Raw genomic sequence first — 18,234 nt, forward strand, 5'->3', positions numbered from 1 at the left:
GAGACAAACAAGCAAGAGCCGCAACGCGGCTCTCCGTTCCTGATTATTTGGGCGATCTTGGCGAGGCTGGCGGCGGGAGAACAGGCGGTTGCTCTGTCGATTCCTCGGGGTTTTCGTGCCGGGAGTCCGAACTATCGGCCTCTCGTTCCTGTTGTGAGCGTCCGGTCCAGTCCGGTTCTTCAGCGAAAGCGAACGAGCCAAGAACCAAGACGCCGGACATCGCCAGTTGAACAAGCCTTCTCATATGCATGATGAGCATCCTTTTTCGCGTTGACGCAAATAGGACGGCCTACGGCCGGCTTTTATTCTGCGATGGCATGAGCGAAGCGATGGCATCGCCGCGTCAGTCCGGTCGTCACCCGCATGGGCCGAAACGGACGTGCCGGGAGCCTTGACGAAGCAGGCAAGTGACGGGCTTGCGGAGCAAAAGACCGGGAACGCCGTTGCTAAGGCTGGCGAGCGGTGCGGATGGTTCGGTGAGCCGGTAAAGCCGGCGAATAGGGCGGCGGTGCCATAGGCAGACGCAAACAATCCTGCGATACCTCACGCTTCCCTAAGTCGCCTTCTCAAAACGGAAACTCATATATCCAGTAACGCAAGCAAACCGGCCGTTAGGTTCCAAATCGCATAATTCTGCATGAAATATCAGCGGTCTAAACTGTGCGCAAAAACCGCATCAACTGGCAAATATTTCCAGCCAAAGGCCCTCACCCATCACTGTTGCAAGAGCGCTCACCAAAACTATGCTGGACGCTTCCTGAAATCGCAAACGGTGGACCAGACCAGGCGCATAGCTCAATAGCCCGCCAACGATAGCCACAGCCAAAAGCGCAAACCAACTCAAAACAGGTTTATGAAATCCGAGTGACGCAGCACCCACGAACGCCGTTGCAGCAGCATATCCAGCAATTCGTAACAAGTTTCGATCGTCAACCAGCATTAATCCCTCCAGTTATCGTTGATCATCTTCGTTCATCAGATCCTATCATTCGATATGAAAGCGTCCAATTCACACGACCTCTCATTGCCACTAGGCTTTACTTTGGATCAGGACGTCGATTTGAGGAATTGCACAGTCGAAACGGCGAGCACGATCGGCGCCAGAATAGGAGAGATAGCAAAGGTCAGTGGAAAGACGATCCAATGACCGCTTCTGGACGTGTACAACCTGTTTCGCGACCATATGGCGACTATTTCCGCAAGAAGGCCGGTAAACAGGGCTGCAAAGCACATGCCGACGATGATGACCGGAACTGTCATGGCAGTCCCGATATGCCCCTGCAGGAGGAGTAGGAAGAGCGTCGCGGCGATCAGAAGCCCGGCGAGCGCAGCGCGCCGGGCATAGATCCGCCGCGAAAGCCTGGGGCTGCTAACCGCGTTCGCAAACGCTTGCCAGCCCTCCCCTACCCGGCCGCCGGGCATTAGCCCTGGGCGGCCGCCTGTTCGGCCGCGCGAGCGCGAGGGTCTATGCCCTCGTCGAGTTCTTTCTGAAGTGCGCCAAGTGCGAGTTCCAGGACCTCGGCAATCGCGTTGCATTCCAGGCGGTCGGCAAACTCATAGATCAGGTTGTTCGTCTCGACCTTCAGCTTCACGGCAAAGGGAGTGTTACGATTGGTGGTTCGTTTTCTACCACGGCGACGTGCTTCGCCCTCTCCTTCTGATGCAACTGGCGCTACTGGCGCGGCCGGTGCAGGTACGGAGTCGGGTTTCGGGGAAGGTTTCGGCTCATTGCGGGTCTGTTCCGGTGCATGGCGTGTCTTGAAACCGGTTGCCTCGGCAAGCTTTTCCACGGACGCCTTTGCAGCAGGATCGGCCTTCTTAGCCTCTGGTTTAAACTCATCCAGATCAAGGCGAATATTGTGCGTGCTCATGTGCGGTGCTCCTTCAGCAAGGCGATGATTTCACCGGTGAACGCGGCGGCGTTAGCCCGAGCCTTCTCAAGTGAGGGAACCTGATCTTCGGTCAGGTTCTCCAGCGTCCTGCCGTAGTTGAAGATGCCCCTGAAGGCTTCTCGTTCGATCAAGCTGGTTTCGAGAAAGCCGATTCCTGCCTCCTCGAATTGCGAGCCGATATCGCGAGCGCTGCGCGTAATATAAGCGGCTGGCGTGCGAGCCCAAAATACTCGTGCAGGCATTGTCTTCCCACTGCTTTTTCCCTGTCTGAGGATGAACTTCAGGGTTTTGGCCGCTTCGTTGGCATCGAGTTTGGACGGCTGCAACGGGATAAGTATCAAATCGCTTTGGGTCAGCGCGTAGCCGGTCGATAGGTTTGCCGAGCCTTCGAGATCGACAACCACAAACATATGCTTGGCGGATTGTTCTTCGATTGTCTCGATGATGTTGTCCTCATGTACATCGCCGATCACCGTCAACGATTTAGGATGAACCGCCTCTGTGGCCCAACCGACAAGCGGCTGATTGGGGTCGGCGTCGATCATGCATACCGAAGCGCCCTGCTCTGCGAGTACGGTCGCAAAAAGCGTGGCGCTTGTGGTTTTTCCACCGCCGCCTTTGGTGGTCATGAAGGAAACGACAGCCATACGATCATCTTCCGTATCTAGTTGCTATTCGGATAGTCGACACATCCGAAACCATGCGAATGTCTTCACTATCGGTTTTATCATCGGATTATGAACGGATGGTAAACGCAATTCCTACGTTTCGCAAAGGTTTTATTATGGTATACCTATTTAAAGCCTATGGAAAACGTTTTGCTTATATTTGCCATTAGGAAATGAATGCGAAGAAAAAAATAGCCGCTTATTCAGCGGCTAATGGGAGTCTGCCCGCCTGTGTCTCGACAGGTTCGGACTCCGTTAATGCCGGAGCCTTCTGAGCGGGTATCGGGGGAGGGGAGGGGGAGCGGCGATATTCGAATCCGTAGTCTACGGCTTCGCGATAACGTCTCTGATAGAACGCCGGCCTCCTATGGCCGGCAAAGGTGGCCCTGATCGTCCTGAGAGCACTCGGGAAACGATATCCAGCCCTTTCAACGAGCCAGAACACAAGCATTGCTGCCAGGAGAAGAACGGCGGTCCAGACCGCAAGATGGACCGCCAGAAGCAGGAAAAAGAAGACCAGGCGGGCATCAAAGATCATGAGACGGGGTTCTCGCATGGAGTCGCGCCAATGGACCTTTCTTTTGAAGCGGTTGCCGTCTTCGAATTCCTGTTCACTCATCGCGTAGCAACCGAATTAAGCGTGGCCTGAACGTTGGGTACGCCCTGCATGAATAGGACGCCAATGGTGTAGCCGCTGCCAAGCTTGACGAGCGGTCCACTCGGGGCCATGTCCTCGATTTCGCTGGCGAGCTGATCGCCAACACGGCCAGCGCCGGCATATAGCGCGTCCTTCAGCTCGGTTTCGCGATCAACGACAGTCGTGGAGTTATTGCCGATGATGATTTCCTGGCTTGGGCGCGACATGGTTTCGCCAAGGCCGGAAATGAAGGCACCGGCAAGTCGCGGCCCGTAGCGGGCAAGCCACCGATGATCTACATCTGATTTGACGGCGATGGAGCCTTTGGCACCATCAACGGCATATGCCGAGATCGGTACTTCGGTGCCATCGGCCATCACAAGGCGGCTGAATTCGACAATCAAAGCGTTCGTGTTGCGGTTTTGCTGAAATGACCCGAGCATTCGGGCACGATACAGAGGGCCTTTCTGGAAGATTTCGGCGACGACGGGACCGGGCGTATCGGAGTCGGACGCATTGACGGTGCGTGCAAAGAGGATCTGACCGGCTTTGATGAGCATGTTTGCGCCGTCAACAACGCCGCCAGTGCCTGATAGGGCGGCCTGTCGCGCTGCCTCGGCCTCGGCCTGTCGCTGTTCGGGCGACTTGTAGAGCGTCTGATTGAGAACGATCGTATTAACAGACCCCTTGGGAGACCATTGCGACGCTAGACTTGCAGCTTGGGCGGCCATCGCACCGGCAAGCGTGTTGATGTCACTGTAGTCATCCGGGGTCATGGCCTGACGGCGGTCAGGGGTGAAATTCTCAACGCGCTGCGTCGGAACTTCGTTGGCAGGGGCCACCGGACGTTGGCGAGGGTAGGGCTCCTTCGTCACATCGCGAATATCGTCAATATTGCGCAGTGGTTCGTCCGGCGTAGCGAGGAAGCTGCCGCCGCTCTGATCTGCCGTTTGCGCGCCCTGCTGATTAACCGCATCGAGCGATTGCTGATATCGTTCGGAGTCGGCCTGCTGCTGTCCGGCTGGCGTGGCATCGACATTAGGGCCGCGTGAAATACGGGACGGCGCAAGATCGTTTTGCTTGAACATGGAGTAGCCGACATAGCCGACGGCTGACGCAAGCAAACCGACGACGACGTAAGTCTGAACCCGTGACCCGCGTTTGCGGCTTGAACGATTGACGGTTGCAGCACCGGCCAGCTCCGGCGCTGCATCCTCGCGCTCGGCCGAATTCTTGGCGTTTTCGTCGCTTGCGTCGCTCATTGGGTAATCCTCACTCTGGAAATCGTGCCATTGCGCGAGATCAGCACAACGGGAGAGGGCTTGATTTTCACGGCATGGATGCCTCCCGGTCCCGTCAGCATGGCTTGCGGGGATGGGGAGGTGTATGTGTCAGATGTCCGGAGATAATAGGCTCCATCAAGAAGCCAGGCCTCAACATTGCTGTCAGAGGTCCGCAATTTGATTGCCGATCGTGGAAGATCCGCACCTTGTGCGAAGGCCATCATCGTCCCGTTGGAAGGCGGCTCTTTAACGGAAACTTCCGTCGGCGAGACCGCGGCATTTGGGCCGTACCCCTCAACGGTGATGTCACGGCGGAAATGCGTCTTGGTATCGCTTGTCTCGAGATTGATCACGATCGGTCGATCTTCCTCGACAAGAGAGATTATCAGGTTCGAATAGCCGTGCGTCACGAGCGGCGTGACTGCGATCTGGTTCGAACCTTCCTGCAGCGCATAGACTTGGAAAGAATCGGCTCGACCAACGACAAAGCTGGCAATCGGCCATGCTTTGCCTGTGCGGTCGTAGAAAGCCATTACCGATACCGTGTTTGGCGTCGTGTACAGGGTTTGGAGCGCCTGATTGGACTTGAGCGACATACGCACGGAATCAGATATTGGCCGTGCTCTGAAACCGCTTGGCGGCATCGCCGCGGCCTTCTGGCTTTCATCGACCCTACGCCGATAATCGCGGATGATTTCCGGAGACATCGGCATTAACGACTGAACAGTTGCGCCATAGGCCGTAATCTCTTCTGGCGTCAGGGGACGGTCCAGTTCGGAGAGTGACTGCATCAGACGGCGGGCGCCGATGATCGGGACATTCGGGGCTTGTCGTGGCTGGCGTTGCGCGGCCTGTCCGGGCATTGCTTCGCCGTATTTGGAGTATGCAGGCTGGCCTTGCCCTTGAGTTTCCTGCTCGTCGGCAGGTTGAGATACCTGCTCTTGTTGCTGAGGCTGTTGGACAGGCAGTTCGGCGGCGGCCTCTGGGGTTGGAGGCGTGTATGTTTGCGCAGGCTGAGCAGCCTGTTGAGCAAGTGCGGACCCGCTCAGGGCGAGGAGAAAAGCGATATTGCCGGCGAACATTCTCATCAAGCACCTCCGGGGGCCGCGAGGAAGCGGGAGATAGCCGCGCCGCGCGGGTGTTCATAGCTTTGCAAACGCTGCAGGGTGATCGTGACCATCAGATTTTGGCCTGTCACTTCCGATGCAGACTGATAGGTGACACGTACCGGCATCTGAACGATCCACTCGTAGACGCCATTCGCATTGACGCCTTCTCGCACGATAACTGCGCGTTGTGCGATCGCAGTCGTGTTGAGACGGCGGTTTTTCACAAGTTCGAGCGTTCCGGATTTCTGGACCGCATCAACGAATGAATTCCAGCCTTGCGGCTTGGTGAAATACTGCTGCGCGTCCTGAAAATCCTGCTGGTAGGTGGCGAATGAATAGGTGAAGGACCGCGTGACGGCTTCTGCCGCATAGGTCGCTATCTCGGCGGCGCTCAAATGTGGTTGATCGAGCGGTATGAGCGGCTGAATGCGCCCGTCGGCTGTCGTTGCGAAATATCGCGGCTCCGGCCTTGTCAGCGCGAGGCTAACCGCCGCCAGGACGGCGATCACGGCGACGACAAGCAAGGCAAGGGCGATGATGCTCATGCGACGATAGGCGGTCCGATAAACGTCCGCCCGCATGAGGATTGTTTCGATCTGGCCGTAATCGGCGTTCTGGCTCATTGGGCGGCGGTTCCGGCGTTGTTGGCGGTAGCGGCTGGCTGCGCGTCGGGGAGAGCGGTTGCTAGTTGTGCATCATTGAGAGCGCCAAAGGCGAACTGAGCACCTTCCTTCGTGCGATAGAGATAGAATGGGGTTCCGGGAACGCCATTGAGACGCATCCAATCGACATTGCGTTGCATAGCTGCGACCACGGCGTTGTCGAAGTTCTTCGGATCGACCTTCGGCGCTGGCTTGCCCGATCCGATCACGGATGCGAGTTGGTCACGCAAGCTCGTAGCAATATCCTCCTGATGCATGATTGAAGCCGCGATCTGCGCGGCTTCGGGCGAAAGGATCGGGGCCATGATGACGCGCAGGTCAATCGTATTGTCATCGATCCGCTGCTTCAGATGCTCGAACGACCATGCGCAATGCGGGCAGGTGGGATCAACGAAGACGTATACGAGAGGCGAACCAGGCTTTGGCTTATTGGCAGGGAACCACATAGCGAAGTCCTGGGCTTGCTGCATAAGCTGTTCAATGCTGGCTGCCTTGGGAACGTCTGGAACGGTTTGCGAGCCCACCGATGCGAGCTGTTGCGGAGGGGTAGCGGCTTGCGCCTGCTGTTGCGGCTGAGCCTCTGGTGGCGGCGTTGCAGCGGTAGGGGCCTGCGTGGATTGAGCGGCTTGCGTTGCGGGTGCTGCCGGTGCAACGACCGAATTGTTGCTTGCTGGCCTCTCAACAGACGGGGCAGCCGAAGCAGCCTGTTGCGGCTCTGCCGTGGATGGTTGTTCAACCGGGGCAGGGGAGGACTGTCCCGTCTGAGGCGCTGCGGCCGCGGCCGCTATCTGCGCGGCGGTTCCTACTCCGGGAACCGACCGGATAACATTAGCGGCAGCCTGAGAGGTCGTCGTTGATGAGGTGGCTGGCGACTGCGGATCGAACGGCGAAGGTTCCGGTGTGACGGTTGGTGCAGTTGCCAGAAGAGCGGCGGAAATGTCTTCACCCTGCGGGCCGACGATGCGACCGTAAATCGTCAGACCGTCCGGTGTGGTGAGCGCGATTTGCTGGCCGCCATCAGCAGTTGGAACCGCCCATGCGTTCATCCCGGCAATTTGCATGAGCGGGCGAACCTTCGACGCGTCCTTGAAAAGGACCTGCGTTGTATAGGGTGAAGATGAGACCGAGCAGCCCACAAAATTCTGCTGCCAGAGATTCAATTCTGCCTTGGCGGGCAGACCTGTAGCGAAAATGGCACATGACGCGAGGAGGATTTTGTAGGCATTCATTCCCGCATTTTCCTTTTGCTTTATATTGCAATATCGTCTGAATATGCCATAAAGAGTCTCATTGTCACCCCCAAAAGGCCACAATCGAAAATTGTTCGATTCGTGTTGTCGAAAGCACACGCAGAGCACAAAATGAGTATAGGCAGGCATGATGACAATCTATCTCGGCTACCTACGGAAGATAGCGACAGAGGCATGCTATTCCGGGTAGTCTTGATAGTCGCAATTTGTGCAATTGCTGGTGGCGGACTTTATTTTGCTGCGGGTAGTGCGCACGGCGAAAAATCAGATTCAGTCAAAATAGAAAAAACATCTACGCCAACCCCGATTGAGCGTGAAATTATTGCGTTAAAACGTCAGGTAGCTGATTTGCGTGCCGACAACGATGCATTGCGTGCGGAGGTCACAACGCTGACTTCGCAGAACGGCGTTGTGGATACGATCATCGCGCGTCTGCGGGAACTCAAGGCACAAGATCAGGCAATTATCGGCCTGATCCAGCCGGGAGCAAACGGATATTCCGTTCAAGCCGGCAATGACGGGGAAGCTCCGGCAGACGAGGCGGTTTTCGGCAATGCCCGACATCAGATCGTGACCCCGAAGGCGAAGGCACCACCCGTTCCAACTCCGAAGCCGGAAAAGGTAGCGGAAGCGAGCGCCGCCGGAGATAAACCGAAAGAGGATGCTGCGGCGACGCAGTAATATGGGTGAGCCATGGGCGGAAACGGTGAAGCACTGAATGGCTTGGTGGGATTGGTTCAGCGGCTCGCTGACCTGATCCCGCCGGCACAGGCGCTTGTTGCCGCGACATGTTTCATTATCGGCATTGTCCTGGCGATTGCGTCCATCAACAGCTTTGTCAAAGCAAGCGAACGCGCCGCCTCCGGCCAGCACGTTGCGCGTGACGATCATGGCCGATGGATCGGAATGGCTGGCTTGATAACCGCCGTCATGCTGGTCTCGCTATCATCGGCGATCTCGGCGTTTCTGATGTCGTTTTTCCAGGTGGACGAGACAGTCGCAGCCTCGGAAATTTTTGCTTACGCGCCAGAAATGCTCGCTCCGCTCGATCATGAGCAGGCCCGTTCGGTCATTATTGCGCTTCTGCGCGTTGTGCAATTTCTCGGCCTTCTCGGCTTCATTCGCGGGCTCATGCTGCTCAATCAATCCGTGAAATGGCCGGCTCCGGGCCTTGTTGGCTTTGGAGTCGTACACCTAATCGGCGGAACATTCGCGATGAACATCGTGATGTTCGTTGGCTACATCGAAGAACTTGTGCTCGGCTAAGAAAGGAAAGCACTTATGAAGAAGGCATGGATACAAACGGCGGCACTCTTTGCCGGGACGTTTGCTTACCAGACCATGGCGCTCGCTCAATCGAGTGGCGGCCTTGGCGAAGTTCTGACGAATGTTCGCAATGATACGCTCGGCCCTGCCGGTGACTTCCTCGGCGCGGCTTCGTTCATCATTGGTGTTGTGTTCGCCATGCTGGCGATCAACAAGCTCGTGCAGAACCACCGCAACCCGCACGATCCGTCCGCTAGGCCCGCTACGGCGATCTGGTTCGGCGTTGCGGCCGCACTGTTCATTGCCGTTCCGGAATTCCTCGGCATGGGTGTGACGACGTTCTTCGGCTCTGGTGCCGATACCACGTCGGTTGACGGAACCTTGCGGTCGATCAACTGATGATGGGAGGGATCGGAATTCTGGACACGCTGGCGGCCGTCATCGGTCGGTCGGCGCTGCGGAAGTCGCTGGACGGCTATTGCCGCCTTGTGACCTCTGAAGGCGAAAACATGCTTGTTGCCGATGACGGTTCGTTGGTGACGGTATTTCGGCTTGAAGGCTTCCGGTCCATGCCGGGCGAGAAGGAAATCAGCAAGGCGGTGACGGATCTTCGCCTTGCCTTCAGCTCGCAATTGGGGACTGCCGGCTATACGCTTCAATTCTGGTTCGGGCACACCCCGGAACTCGGCGCGGCCGACATCAATCGCGCACTTGCAGTAACAGAAGGCGTTGCGGCCGATACGGGCCTTGATATTCACGATCTTATAGACGAGCGGCGGCAATTGTTGCCGAAACGTCTAACCGGCGAGCGTTGTTTCATGGCGCTGTGGTCGCGGCCTACCTTGCTCACGCGCCAGGAGCTGAAGACCAGTTCGGAAAAGGCCCGCAAAGATATGCAGGGTGCGCCGCAAATGCGGCATGCACAGTGGCCGGCGCTGGCGATCGACGCCCTCGTTACAAGGCATCGCTCCTTTTGCGAGGCCATGGTGCGAGAAGCCAACATTGTCGGTATCGAAATCGAGCCGCTGGAAGTGCATGAGGCCCTGTCGCAGATCAAGGGCGTGCTCAATCCGGAATATCTGATCGCGGGGGATAGCTGGAAGGCGATCTTACCCGGAGATTATGCGCGGGCTCGTATGCCCAAATCCGTCAAGGAACTCAAGAAAAGCGAGGTTTCGAACCTCCTTTGGCCGTTGCTATCTCGACAGCTCATCAATGAGCATGGCGAAATCATTGACCAAACGACGGTGCAGCTTGGTGAAACAGTCTTCTCCGGTTTCGACATATCGCTTGGACCGGAAGTCGTTGTTCAATTCAATGACCTGATCCGGAGGGTGCTCGACAGCAATCAACGCATCTCTTGGCGCATGTCGATGCTGATCGATTCCGGCGGTTTCCAAGGACAGATGTTCAAGGAAACCTACACGAATATCATGACGTGGACCGCGCCGATCCACAATTCACGCATCAAGAAGGCTTTCGAGAAACTGCGTCTTGATGACGGCGCGGATGATACCGTCGTTCGGTGGCGCTGCTCGTTTGCAGCATGGGCGCCAAAGACGGATATAGAGACGCTGCAGCGGCATGTGGCGACCCTGAGGCGGACGGTAGAACGATGGGGCAACTGCCAGACGGACGCACTGGTCGGAGATCCCGTCCAGTGCGTGATGTCGTCGGCTCTAGCGCTCAATGCACAATCGACAGCACCGGCGGCCGCCGCCAGCCTTGCCGACGCTTTTGCCCTTGCGCCGATCGCACGACCTGCAAGCCCATGGCAACAGGGTTCCGTCATGTTCCGGACGAAAGATGGCAAGCTGTGGCCGTATCAACCCGGTTCCTCGAAACAGTTGGGCTGGGTTGACCTGATCGTCGGCACGCCGGGCTCCGGCAAATCGGTCCTGATGAATTCGATCAATCTCGGCGTGGCGTTATCACGCCAGTCAGGTCGAAGCAGGTCTAACGAGGGCCTGTTGCCGCGTATTTCGATTATCGACATTGGTCCATCGTCGTCAGGCCTGATCAGCCTCATTCGCGATGCTCTACCGGTCCAGCGCCGCCATGAAGCCGTCTTTCATCGGCTGAAAATGTCAGAACAATATTCGGTCAACCCGCTCGACCTGCAACTGTGCATGCGTCACCCCTTCGAATATGAGCGAGCTTACCTTGTAAACCTGCTCTGCCTCATATGTACCCCGGACGGTGAGGAGGCGACCTATGACGGTATCAGTGCGCTTGCGGGCGCAACGATCGACGAAGCCTATAAGTTCTTCAGCGATAGCCGCTCACCGAAGCGCTATTCCAAATCCGATTCCTTCGAGGTTGACGCCGCGCTCGAAGAGCTTGGTTTCGAGATCGACACCGCGACGACATGGTACGAGATCACCGACTATCTGTTCTCGAAGGGAAGATATCATGAGGCTGCACTAGCGCAGCGCTATGCCGTCCCGACCTTGGCCGATCTCGTGAATGTCTCTAACTCCGAAATCGTACGAGAGCCATTCCGAGATATGAAGGCACCAACCGGCGAGGATGTGCTGAAAGCTTTCCAGCGCATGTTGACGGCGGCTTGCCGCGATTATCCGATCCTGGCCCGACCGACGCGGTTCGATGTTTCGAACGCCCGCATCATCGCGTTCGACCTTGCCGGCGTAACCGCGAAGACAGGTCCGCACGCCAAACGACAGACCGCCATCATGTATATGGTCTCGCTTCAGACCCTGACCACCGATTTCTGGATGGATGCTGACGAGATCCGTGCTCGTGATCTAAGCGACGAGGTTCGCGCCTATCATCTTCAGCGGATCGAGAACAACCGGCAGATGGGCAAGCGCCTCTGCGTCGACGAATATCATTTGACTGGCGGCCTGGACAGCTTCCGCGACCAGATGATCAATCTCGGCCGCGTCGGTCGTAAGGCCGGCGTGCAAATCACGCTTGCGTCTCAGCTTCTCGAAGACTTCGACACGAGCATTCAGAAACTCGCCAACAGCTTCTGGTTCTGTAACGTGCCGACGGAGGAATCTATCCGTCAGATTGCATCGACCTACAATCTTACCCCTTCGATCATGGACATTATGCGCGGGCTTCGTGGTCCGATCGAAGGGGAGGGCGCACCGCTGCTGGCGATGCTGAACCTGCGGTCAGGCACGTATGTCCAGCACGTATTCAACCAGCTCGGCCCGATTGAAATTTGGGCGCTCTCAACGACGGCTGAGGACACCTCGCTACGCACGATGCTTTACGAAAGCCTCGGTTCGAAGGCAGCCCGGCGCATTCTCGCGCGCCGTTTCCCTTCAGGTTCGGCAAAGGACACGATCGAGCGCCGTCTTGCAGACATGGAAGATCGTGGCGTCGCAATTGATGACAAGGTTCGGGGCAACGCAATTCGCCAGCTCGCGGACGAACTGATCAAGGAGGCCTCGTGATAAAGGCAATTACAGCCGCGCTGTTGGCAAGCGCGATTGGAAGCGTTGCTCTGGCTCAGTCCAACATTGACGACCTGGTGACGGAAACCATCAATTTCGAAAAGCAGGACTCGGATGCGACGGCGACGGCGCGGAAAATGTATGGGCGTGATTTTCGTATCGTGCAGGCAAAGCGCGTCTGGCTCGAAGAACCGACAGATGGCTACGACCAGATGGTGGTCTTGCTCGGCGAGGCCCGCGGTTGCGCGACCGGGTGTTTCGTGTCCGCTTTGTACTATGACGATAAGCAATGGCTTGAGGTTTGGCGCGTACCGGGCAAGTCCGTTGGGCTTGGTCCTGTTGCAGCGACTGGCATGAAGCCGCTCTATGATGGTCATCGCCTTTGGCAATGGTCTGGAACGGCTTATATGGCGCAACCCGTACCCCAAGACCGCAAGAACAGAACTCCGACGGAGGATGAGCTGAAGGCCACAACCGAAGCGCTGAAAGAGCGCTTCAAGGGCGGCTCGGAAGCTCTCGAACCGTCGAATGTTCTCGCTCAAGACGTGAATATTAAGGATGGTGACGAGACCGCTATTCTGGTGCGGTCAAATTACTATTGCGGCAATTCGGCGTGTCCCGTGGTCTTTCTCGATGGGAAAAAGCAGCTCATCGACATTCTCGAAGCATGGGGACCAGATTTCTCAGTCATTGATGAGCGCGATGGGAATAATCGTCGTCTGATCGAAGTCGCGACGCAGGACGGCGTTGCGACCTATTCGCTTGGCGACAAAAACCCGCGCTCTGTCATCAACGCCATGAAGATCACGATAGCGGGGCAGAAGCGATGAAACGCTCGATTATTGCCATCCTGTGCTTAGCATTGCTGCTGCCGTTCGCGGCATGGGCGGACTATAATGAAAACACGTCCAAGCTCGAAGGCGGCAACTCCTATTCTATCTTCAACGGAAACGGCGGTAGCGCCGTCGGCCGTTATCAAATCACGGCCGGCACATGGGAATCTCTCGGCTACTTCAAATATACGGGTAGTGGTTCTACCGGCAATTGGAACAATTATGTTGCTACCGACAAGGCCAAAGCCGCAGGCGTCAACAGCCTGAACGATCTGCGCTATTCGAGCGCGGGGGCGGCTCTGCAAGATGCGGCGAATATGGAGCTTGCTTCCCGCAATTGGTCGTCCCTGAGTAGCCAGACGCGCGGTCTCGTCGGTCAGACGATCAACGGAGTCGAGATCACCCAGGACGGATTGCTCGGCGCGGCCCACTTCCTCGGCGCCGGTGCGCTCAACGATTGGGTCGCCAGCGGCTTTGATCCGTCCGTCCTGCCAGCTTCGTATCTGACCGCGAACGGCTTCTCATCCTATGCGGAGCTTCAGGCACATTTGTTGAAGCGCATGGCAGCCATGAACGGCCAATCCTTCGCAGGTTTGGACGGCGGGCTGGGCGGAGAAACCGGGGGCGGCATGTATGACCAGACCGAAGGATTCCCCGGAATCGGCACCAAGCGGCCGATTCTCATCCGAGAAATCCCACCATTCCAAGGGGAGAAAGCAACGCTATGAGGATCTTCCGATATCTATCGTTCTGCGCCATCGGTGGCTTGGCTCTCGCAGCCGCGCCCGCCCAAGCAGACCAGATCGAACAGCTATTCAAGGACAGCGGTAAAGGCTGCGTCGATACGGTAAAGATCAACCTCGTCGAGGCCATTCGCGCAGGTATCGATAAGGAAGTGAAGCGCCATGAAGCAGCCCTTCAAAAGCCGCCATCACTGGATTCGCTTGGCTGCCTCGACAATCTGATGAAGGTCAATCTCGATTTCGCAATTCAGGTTCCGGACCTGAGCCAGATTTTCAATCAGGCTTTGTCGAACGCCGAACAGCAAATCTGCTCCTATGCGCAAGAGCAGTGGAACAAGGTGACTGAACCGCTCCAGTCCGCGCTTCAATTGCCATCCTTCGATTCCTTGCAGTTGCCGGGCGGCATGGGCGGGGGATCGGTCCCGACCTTGAACTACAATTACAAGGGCGGTTCCCTGAATCTGAATTCTCCCTCGACGGAAAATTCTGGCCGTCGAGAGAATGACGGCTCGCTCTTGAATAATCTCTACAACGATCTCTATGGACCGGGAGGCCTGTGATGAAGGCAGTCATCAAATCGTTTCTGTTTGCTGGAACGGCTTTCGCGTCCCTTTCCGTCGGAGATGCGGCGCTGGCTGCCTGCTCCTGTGGTGGCGTTCAAAACATCGTCTACCGCGCTCAGGAGAACATCAATTCTCATACGACGGACGTAGGCAATCAGATTGCGCAAACCATCCTGAAGGGGGTCGCTCAATTGAGCGCTTATCAGAACCGCGCGATCGAGGCGAATTCACGGACCCAGGAAGCCGCTCAGATGGCAGAAACCATCCGCGAGCGACAGAAGGCCCGAGCTGCAGCCGAAGGCGGGCGATACGATCCGGCGACATCCGCCTGCCTCGACTTGTCGGGCATCTTCAGCATGGGTAAGCCAGGGCAGGGGGTCGCCGGCTATGGCGGCAACGATGTAGCCAACGCATCCCGCAATTGGTCTTACGGCAACGAGGATATTGGCAAGCCGGTAACGGAAGGTGGTTTGGCGGTCGCGAACGCGATCATTGCAGACCGTGACGAGTTGAGGAATGTCGCCGGCTTCGCTGATCCGACTTCTGACGTTCGCCTTCTGACCGATGCGATCACTCTCGATACGTCGGACGGTGAGGTTTCCAAGGCTTACGTCCGGATGATCAACAATATGGTCGATCCGATTCCGCCAAAACCGATCACGCAAGCGGAGATGAAATCTCCCGCCGGCAGGGCTCAAGTTGCTGCCCGTCAAGTCGATGCTACACGCCGTTCAGCGGCACATTCGATCTACAGCTATCTCGGTGACATTGCGGCTCCGACTGGCGGCAAAGAACTTGCGGATTGGGCAAAAAAAGCAGTGACGGAATCCTATCCCTACGAAGTAGGCGAGCATGTTTCCGAACTGCAGGCAGTGGATATTTTCGTCCGCTCACGCTTTTCAAACCCGGAGTGGCACAAGGAACTGGCTGGCATGTCGCCAGCCGCGGTGCAGCGCGAACAACTGCTAACCCAGGCCCTCAACCTTCATGTCGATTGGATGCGGTTCAATCTCGAGCGTCGCCAAGCATCGGCTATTGCCGCACTGTTATCGAACAGCCTCGATGAGCGCGACAGTCGCACGACCGTAACGACAGCGAGTGCGCAATGAGTGAGGAAGGTCGCATCCGTCGTTTCGCCTCTTGGAACCTGAAACGGGCTTTCGGCATCAAAGTCTTTTTCAACGCAGCATCACATGCTGCGGAAGATGCCGCCGACAACGTTCAGAACACGATCGGCGAGCTGCGACCGAAAGGCCGGTTAAAGGCGAGAAGCTTCGGAGATCGATATGCCGATGGCGGCATTCAGCGCTTCAAGGAATTGAGTGACGGGCTCAATGCAAAGGAAATAGATGCAGCGCTGGCAGCATGGGACCGGGATTCCAGCATCTACATGGTAGCAGGTTGCATAGCACTTGCTGCTATCCCGGCTCTCTACGTGCTCGGCTATCGGTCCTTCTATCTTCTTATCGGGGGGTGCCTAGTAGCCATCATCACCTTTGCCTTGGCGATGAAGGCTGATTTTAGAGCATGGCAGATCCGGCAAGGCCGTATCGGGTCCGTGCGGGATTATTTTAACGACCGTCTGCCTTCGAACATGCAGATCCTATCAAAGGACGATTAACCATGAACCGGGTGGGGCTTCTCGCTACTTTTTGGATGATTTCGGCAAGCGTCGCGCACGCCGACGACATCAACATTGCCGACATTATCAAGGGCGAGGGTGACGCACGGTCTAATTCCTTCTTAAACATGATATTTGGGCCGCTCTTCACCGGCCCCAACGACGAAACCCTGATTTCCTCACTGATCGCCAATTTCAATGTCCTGTTCTTTGCCGTTGCTGCAATCCTGTTCATTTACAACGTCATCGTAGGTGTCACTGAAACCGCCCATGAGGGTGAGATTCTTGGAAGACGGCATTCGGCAATGTGGGTGCCGCTGCGCACCATTCTCGCGGTTGGCGCTCTCATCCCCATGCCGACAGGATATAATGCCGCTCAGCATGGCATTGCCTACATGGTCAACGTGAGCACGGCCACCGCTTCATTCTTCTGGAATGAGACGGTCGATCTCATCGTTGAACAGCGGTTGCCAGTCGTGGGCGGTGACTATGACGCCCTTGACGGTCAATTCTTACAAGGACTGTGGAGGGCCGAGCTGTGCCAGGCCGTGTACAATCTCGAAGTATCCAAAGGCGGTGATGGACTTGACGGCATATCTCGTGGGCCGTGGCAAATGAAATCCGGCGTCCCGCAAATGGCATACAGTCTGCCGAATTCGTATGGAGCTTGTGGCATCGTCAGCCTACCCGGCCAGACATCAGGATTTCAACGGCTCGCTGAAGCCGCTGGCAAATCGTATAATGACTACATCACCGACATGCAAAAGGCGGTAGACGATACGGCCAACGGCTTCACCGAAACTGCCGCCAAACTCGCTCAGGCGATTAGTTCGCGGAATCCGCAGTTAATGCCGGACTATCGCAACTTGAGAGAGGATCTGAAGGCATGGCGGGAAAAGCATGCGAGAATACTTGATGGGTACATTGGACCGGATAAGCTGCAAAAGGCGGGCAAGGACGTTGCGGAAGCCGATGATCCGTTGCAGGTCACGCCGGTTGGAGATTCACAAAGCCAGGCACTAGCCGGCAATCTCAAGAACGGCGGCTGGTTGCAAGCCGGATTCTATTATCAGCTCATCGCACGGCTTTCGGCCGACTCCAATTCGGTAGCAACCGCACTTCCTAAGGTAACTCCTGGCGGAGCCATCGGCGCCGCATCAAACCCCGCTGGATCAGTTCGTAACGCCATCGCGTCACAGTATGCGGACAACAACTGGTACTTACTCGGCTCGGCCGATGGTGACGCGAAGAAGTTCCTTGATCAGATTTCAGCAACCTACAACGGCACTGTCGAGTGGTGGAACGAAAGCGTCGCGAGAAGCGGGATCAGGGCATTCGTAAATGAACGCGTCGCGTTCGCGGACAGCGGCGGCGATATATCGGACTGGATGCCATCCGCGGGATCTCTCTATCAGGCGCTGGAATTCCTGAACCCAATGCGGGCCACCAATGATCCGATGATCGGTCTTGTCACGTTCGGAACACAGGTCACGTTCTACACAACGGCCGCGATAATCGCGCTTTCCGTCCTTGCAGTAGTTCCATACGTGGGAACCGGGATAACGGTCCTCTCGAACTTCGTCGGTTGGGTGATCAGCGGTATTGGCGTGATAGGCATGTTCCTTGCGTTCGTGCTTCCAATGGTTCCGATGGTGACTTGGGTGATCGGAATCGGCGCGTTCTTCCTTCTCGTAATGGAAGCCATATTCGCCGCCCCACTTTGGGCGATCGCGCATCTCTCCATGGAAGGGAAGGGGATGGGTGGCAGCCAAGCACGTCGCGGCTACGTCATGATCCTGGCGCTCACCCTGACGCCGGTCCTCATGCTTTTTGGGCTCCTGCTCGGAATGATCCTGTTCCGGATCATGGGCGTGCTTATCAATGGCGGGCTCTATTACGCCCTTACCTCGGCACAAGCACTTGTAGGCGACAGCTTTGTTAGCCTCGCTTGGTTCCTCGGCATCTTTGTCGTCATGGGCTTTATGGGAGCGGTCTATCTCGTCATCATTGAGCGGTCGTTCTCGCTGATTGCAGAATTTCCTGGCCGGATTTTCCGCTGGTTCGACCATATCGGCGACGATCTCGACGCTCACACTGCACTCCGCGCTAACACTGCAGCGATGGGCAGCGCAGCTCATCTTGGAAAATCCATTGAGGCCGCAAAGCCAGCACTTCTACCGAAGCCACAGCAAAGAATAACCAACGGGTAAGGGTGCCGGTTTTCACGTTAGCGATATTGATGTATATTGCAGAATGAAACTCGGCACGAAAGGAGGCCGGAT

19 protein-coding genes are annotated in these 18,234 nt (G+C 56.6%); 10 read left to right on the forward strand and 9 right to left on the reverse strand.

Annotated features, from left to right (window positions below; genetic code table 11):
- Nucleotides 1–676 precede the first annotated feature (676 nt).
- The 9 genes from LJ361_RS22980 to LJ361_RS23020 all read right to left on the reverse strand — a co-directional run bounded on the left by LJ361_RS22980 (nt 677) and on the right by LJ361_RS23020 (nt 7,480).
- Nucleotides 677–940, reverse strand: a complete 264-nt coding sequence (locus LJ361_RS22980; protein WP_113397793.1) for a hypothetical protein — start codon at nt 938–940, stop codon at nt 677–679.
- 107 nt (nt 941–1,047) lie between these two features.
- Nucleotides 1,048–1,260: a hypothetical protein gene (locus LJ361_RS22985; RefSeq protein WP_162751127.1), complete on the reverse strand. Its 213-nt coding sequence runs from the start codon at nt 1,258–1,260 to the stop codon at nt 1,048–1,050.
- Between the two features lie 161 nt (nt 1,261–1,421).
- Nucleotides 1,422–1,871, reverse strand: a complete 450-nt coding sequence (locus LJ361_RS22990; protein ID WP_113397795.1) for a hypothetical protein — start codon at nt 1,869–1,871, stop codon at nt 1,422–1,424.
- On the reverse strand, nt 1,868–2,539 hold the full coding sequence (locus LJ361_RS22995) for a ParA family protein (RefSeq protein WP_100560340.1): 672 nt from the start codon (nt 2,537–2,539) through the stop codon (nt 1,868–1,870). The genes LJ361_RS22990 and LJ361_RS22995 overlap by 4 nt, the downstream gene beginning before the upstream one ends.
- Before the next feature lie 220 nt (nt 2,540–2,759).
- Entirely contained in the window at nt 2,760–3,179 is a 420-nt protein-coding gene (gene icmT, locus LJ361_RS23000; protein WP_320109284.1) for an IcmT/TraK family protein, read from the reverse strand.
- Nucleotides 3,176–4,459 carry a TrbI/VirB10 family protein gene (locus LJ361_RS23005; protein WP_264813630.1) on the reverse strand — a complete coding sequence of 428 codons (1,284 nt, stop codon included), beginning with the start codon at nt 4,457–4,459 and terminating at the stop codon, nt 3,176–3,178. The genes icmT and LJ361_RS23005 overlap by 4 nt, the downstream gene beginning before the upstream one ends.
- Complete coding sequence (locus LJ361_RS23010; protein ID WP_264813631.1) at nt 4,456–5,562, reverse strand: DotH/IcmK family type IV secretion protein; 1,107 nt, start codon at nt 5,560–5,562, stop codon at nt 4,456–4,458. The genes LJ361_RS23005 and LJ361_RS23010 overlap by 4 nt, the downstream gene beginning before the upstream one ends.
- Nucleotides 5,563–5,567: 5 nt before the next feature.
- Nucleotides 5,568–6,212 carry a type IVB secretion system apparatus protein IcmL/DotI gene (locus LJ361_RS23015; protein ID WP_100560336.1) on the reverse strand — a complete coding sequence of 215 codons (645 nt, stop codon included), beginning with the start codon at nt 6,210–6,212 and terminating at the stop codon, nt 5,568–5,570.
- Nucleotides 6,209–7,480, reverse strand: a complete 1,272-nt coding sequence (locus LJ361_RS23020) for a thioredoxin fold domain-containing protein (RefSeq protein ID WP_264813632.1) — start codon at nt 7,478–7,480, stop codon at nt 6,209–6,211. Before LJ361_RS23020 ends, LJ361_RS23015 begins: the two co-directional genes overlap by 4 nt.
- 132 nt (nt 7,481–7,612) lie before the next feature.
- Between LJ361_RS23020 and LJ361_RS23025 the strand changes: the two genes are divergently transcribed.
- The 10 genes from LJ361_RS23025 to LJ361_RS23070 are packed head-to-tail and all read left to right on the forward strand — an operon-like array spanning nt 7,613 to nt 18,162.
- Nucleotides 7,613–8,182, forward strand: a complete 570-nt coding sequence (locus tag LJ361_RS23025) for a septum formation initiator family protein (RefSeq protein WP_264813633.1) — start codon at nt 7,613–7,615, stop codon at nt 8,180–8,182.
- Between the two features lie 12 nt (nt 8,183–8,194).
- Nucleotides 8,195–8,767, forward strand: a complete 573-nt coding sequence (locus tag LJ361_RS23030) for a hypothetical protein (protein ID WP_113731086.1) — start codon at nt 8,195–8,197, stop codon at nt 8,765–8,767.
- 15 nt (nt 8,768–8,782) lie between these two features.
- Nucleotides 8,783–9,166, forward strand: a complete 384-nt coding sequence (locus tag LJ361_RS23035; RefSeq protein ID WP_112700677.1) for a hypothetical protein — start codon at nt 8,783–8,785, stop codon at nt 9,164–9,166.
- Nucleotides 9,166–12,192, forward strand: coding sequence for a hypothetical protein (locus LJ361_RS23040; protein ID WP_100560326.1), 3,027 nt, complete (start codon nt 9,166–9,168; stop codon nt 12,190–12,192). The genes LJ361_RS23035 and LJ361_RS23040 overlap by 1 nt, the downstream gene beginning before the upstream one ends.
- On the forward strand, nt 12,189–13,022 hold the full coding sequence (locus LJ361_RS23045; RefSeq protein WP_113731084.1) for a hypothetical protein: 834 nt from the start codon (nt 12,189–12,191) through the stop codon (nt 13,020–13,022). Before LJ361_RS23040 ends, LJ361_RS23045 begins: the two co-directional genes overlap by 4 nt.
- Complete coding sequence (locus LJ361_RS23050; RefSeq protein ID WP_113731082.1) at nt 13,019–13,753, forward strand: hypothetical protein; 735 nt, start codon at nt 13,019–13,021, stop codon at nt 13,751–13,753. Before LJ361_RS23045 ends, LJ361_RS23050 begins: the two co-directional genes overlap by 4 nt.
- Nucleotides 13,750–14,328 carry a hypothetical protein gene (locus LJ361_RS23055; RefSeq protein ID WP_113731080.1) on the forward strand — a complete coding sequence of 193 codons (579 nt, stop codon included), beginning with the start codon at nt 13,750–13,752 and terminating at the stop codon, nt 14,326–14,328. Before LJ361_RS23050 ends, LJ361_RS23055 begins: the two co-directional genes overlap by 4 nt.
- The gene (locus LJ361_RS23060) at nt 14,328–15,440 is read left to right on the forward strand and encodes a hypothetical protein (RefSeq protein WP_113731078.1); all 1,113 of its coding nucleotides are present in this window, start codon (nt 14,328–14,330) and stop codon (nt 15,438–15,440) included. Before LJ361_RS23055 ends, LJ361_RS23060 begins: the two co-directional genes overlap by 1 nt.
- Entirely contained in the window at nt 15,437–15,952 is a 516-nt protein-coding gene (locus LJ361_RS23065) for a hypothetical protein (protein WP_113731076.1), read from the forward strand. Before LJ361_RS23060 ends, LJ361_RS23065 begins: the two co-directional genes overlap by 4 nt.
- Nucleotides 15,953–15,954: 2 nt before the next feature.
- Complete coding sequence (locus LJ361_RS23070) at nt 15,955–18,162, forward strand: DotA/TraY family protein (RefSeq protein ID WP_113731074.1); 2,208 nt, start codon at nt 15,955–15,957, stop codon at nt 18,160–18,162.
- Nucleotides 18,163–18,234: the final 72 nt, after the last annotated feature.

It is taken from the genome of Brucella sp. JSBI001 (genome assembly GCF_026014005.1).
Classification (GTDB): Bacteria; Pseudomonadota; Alphaproteobacteria; order Rhizobiales; family Rhizobiaceae; genus Brucella; species Brucella anthropi.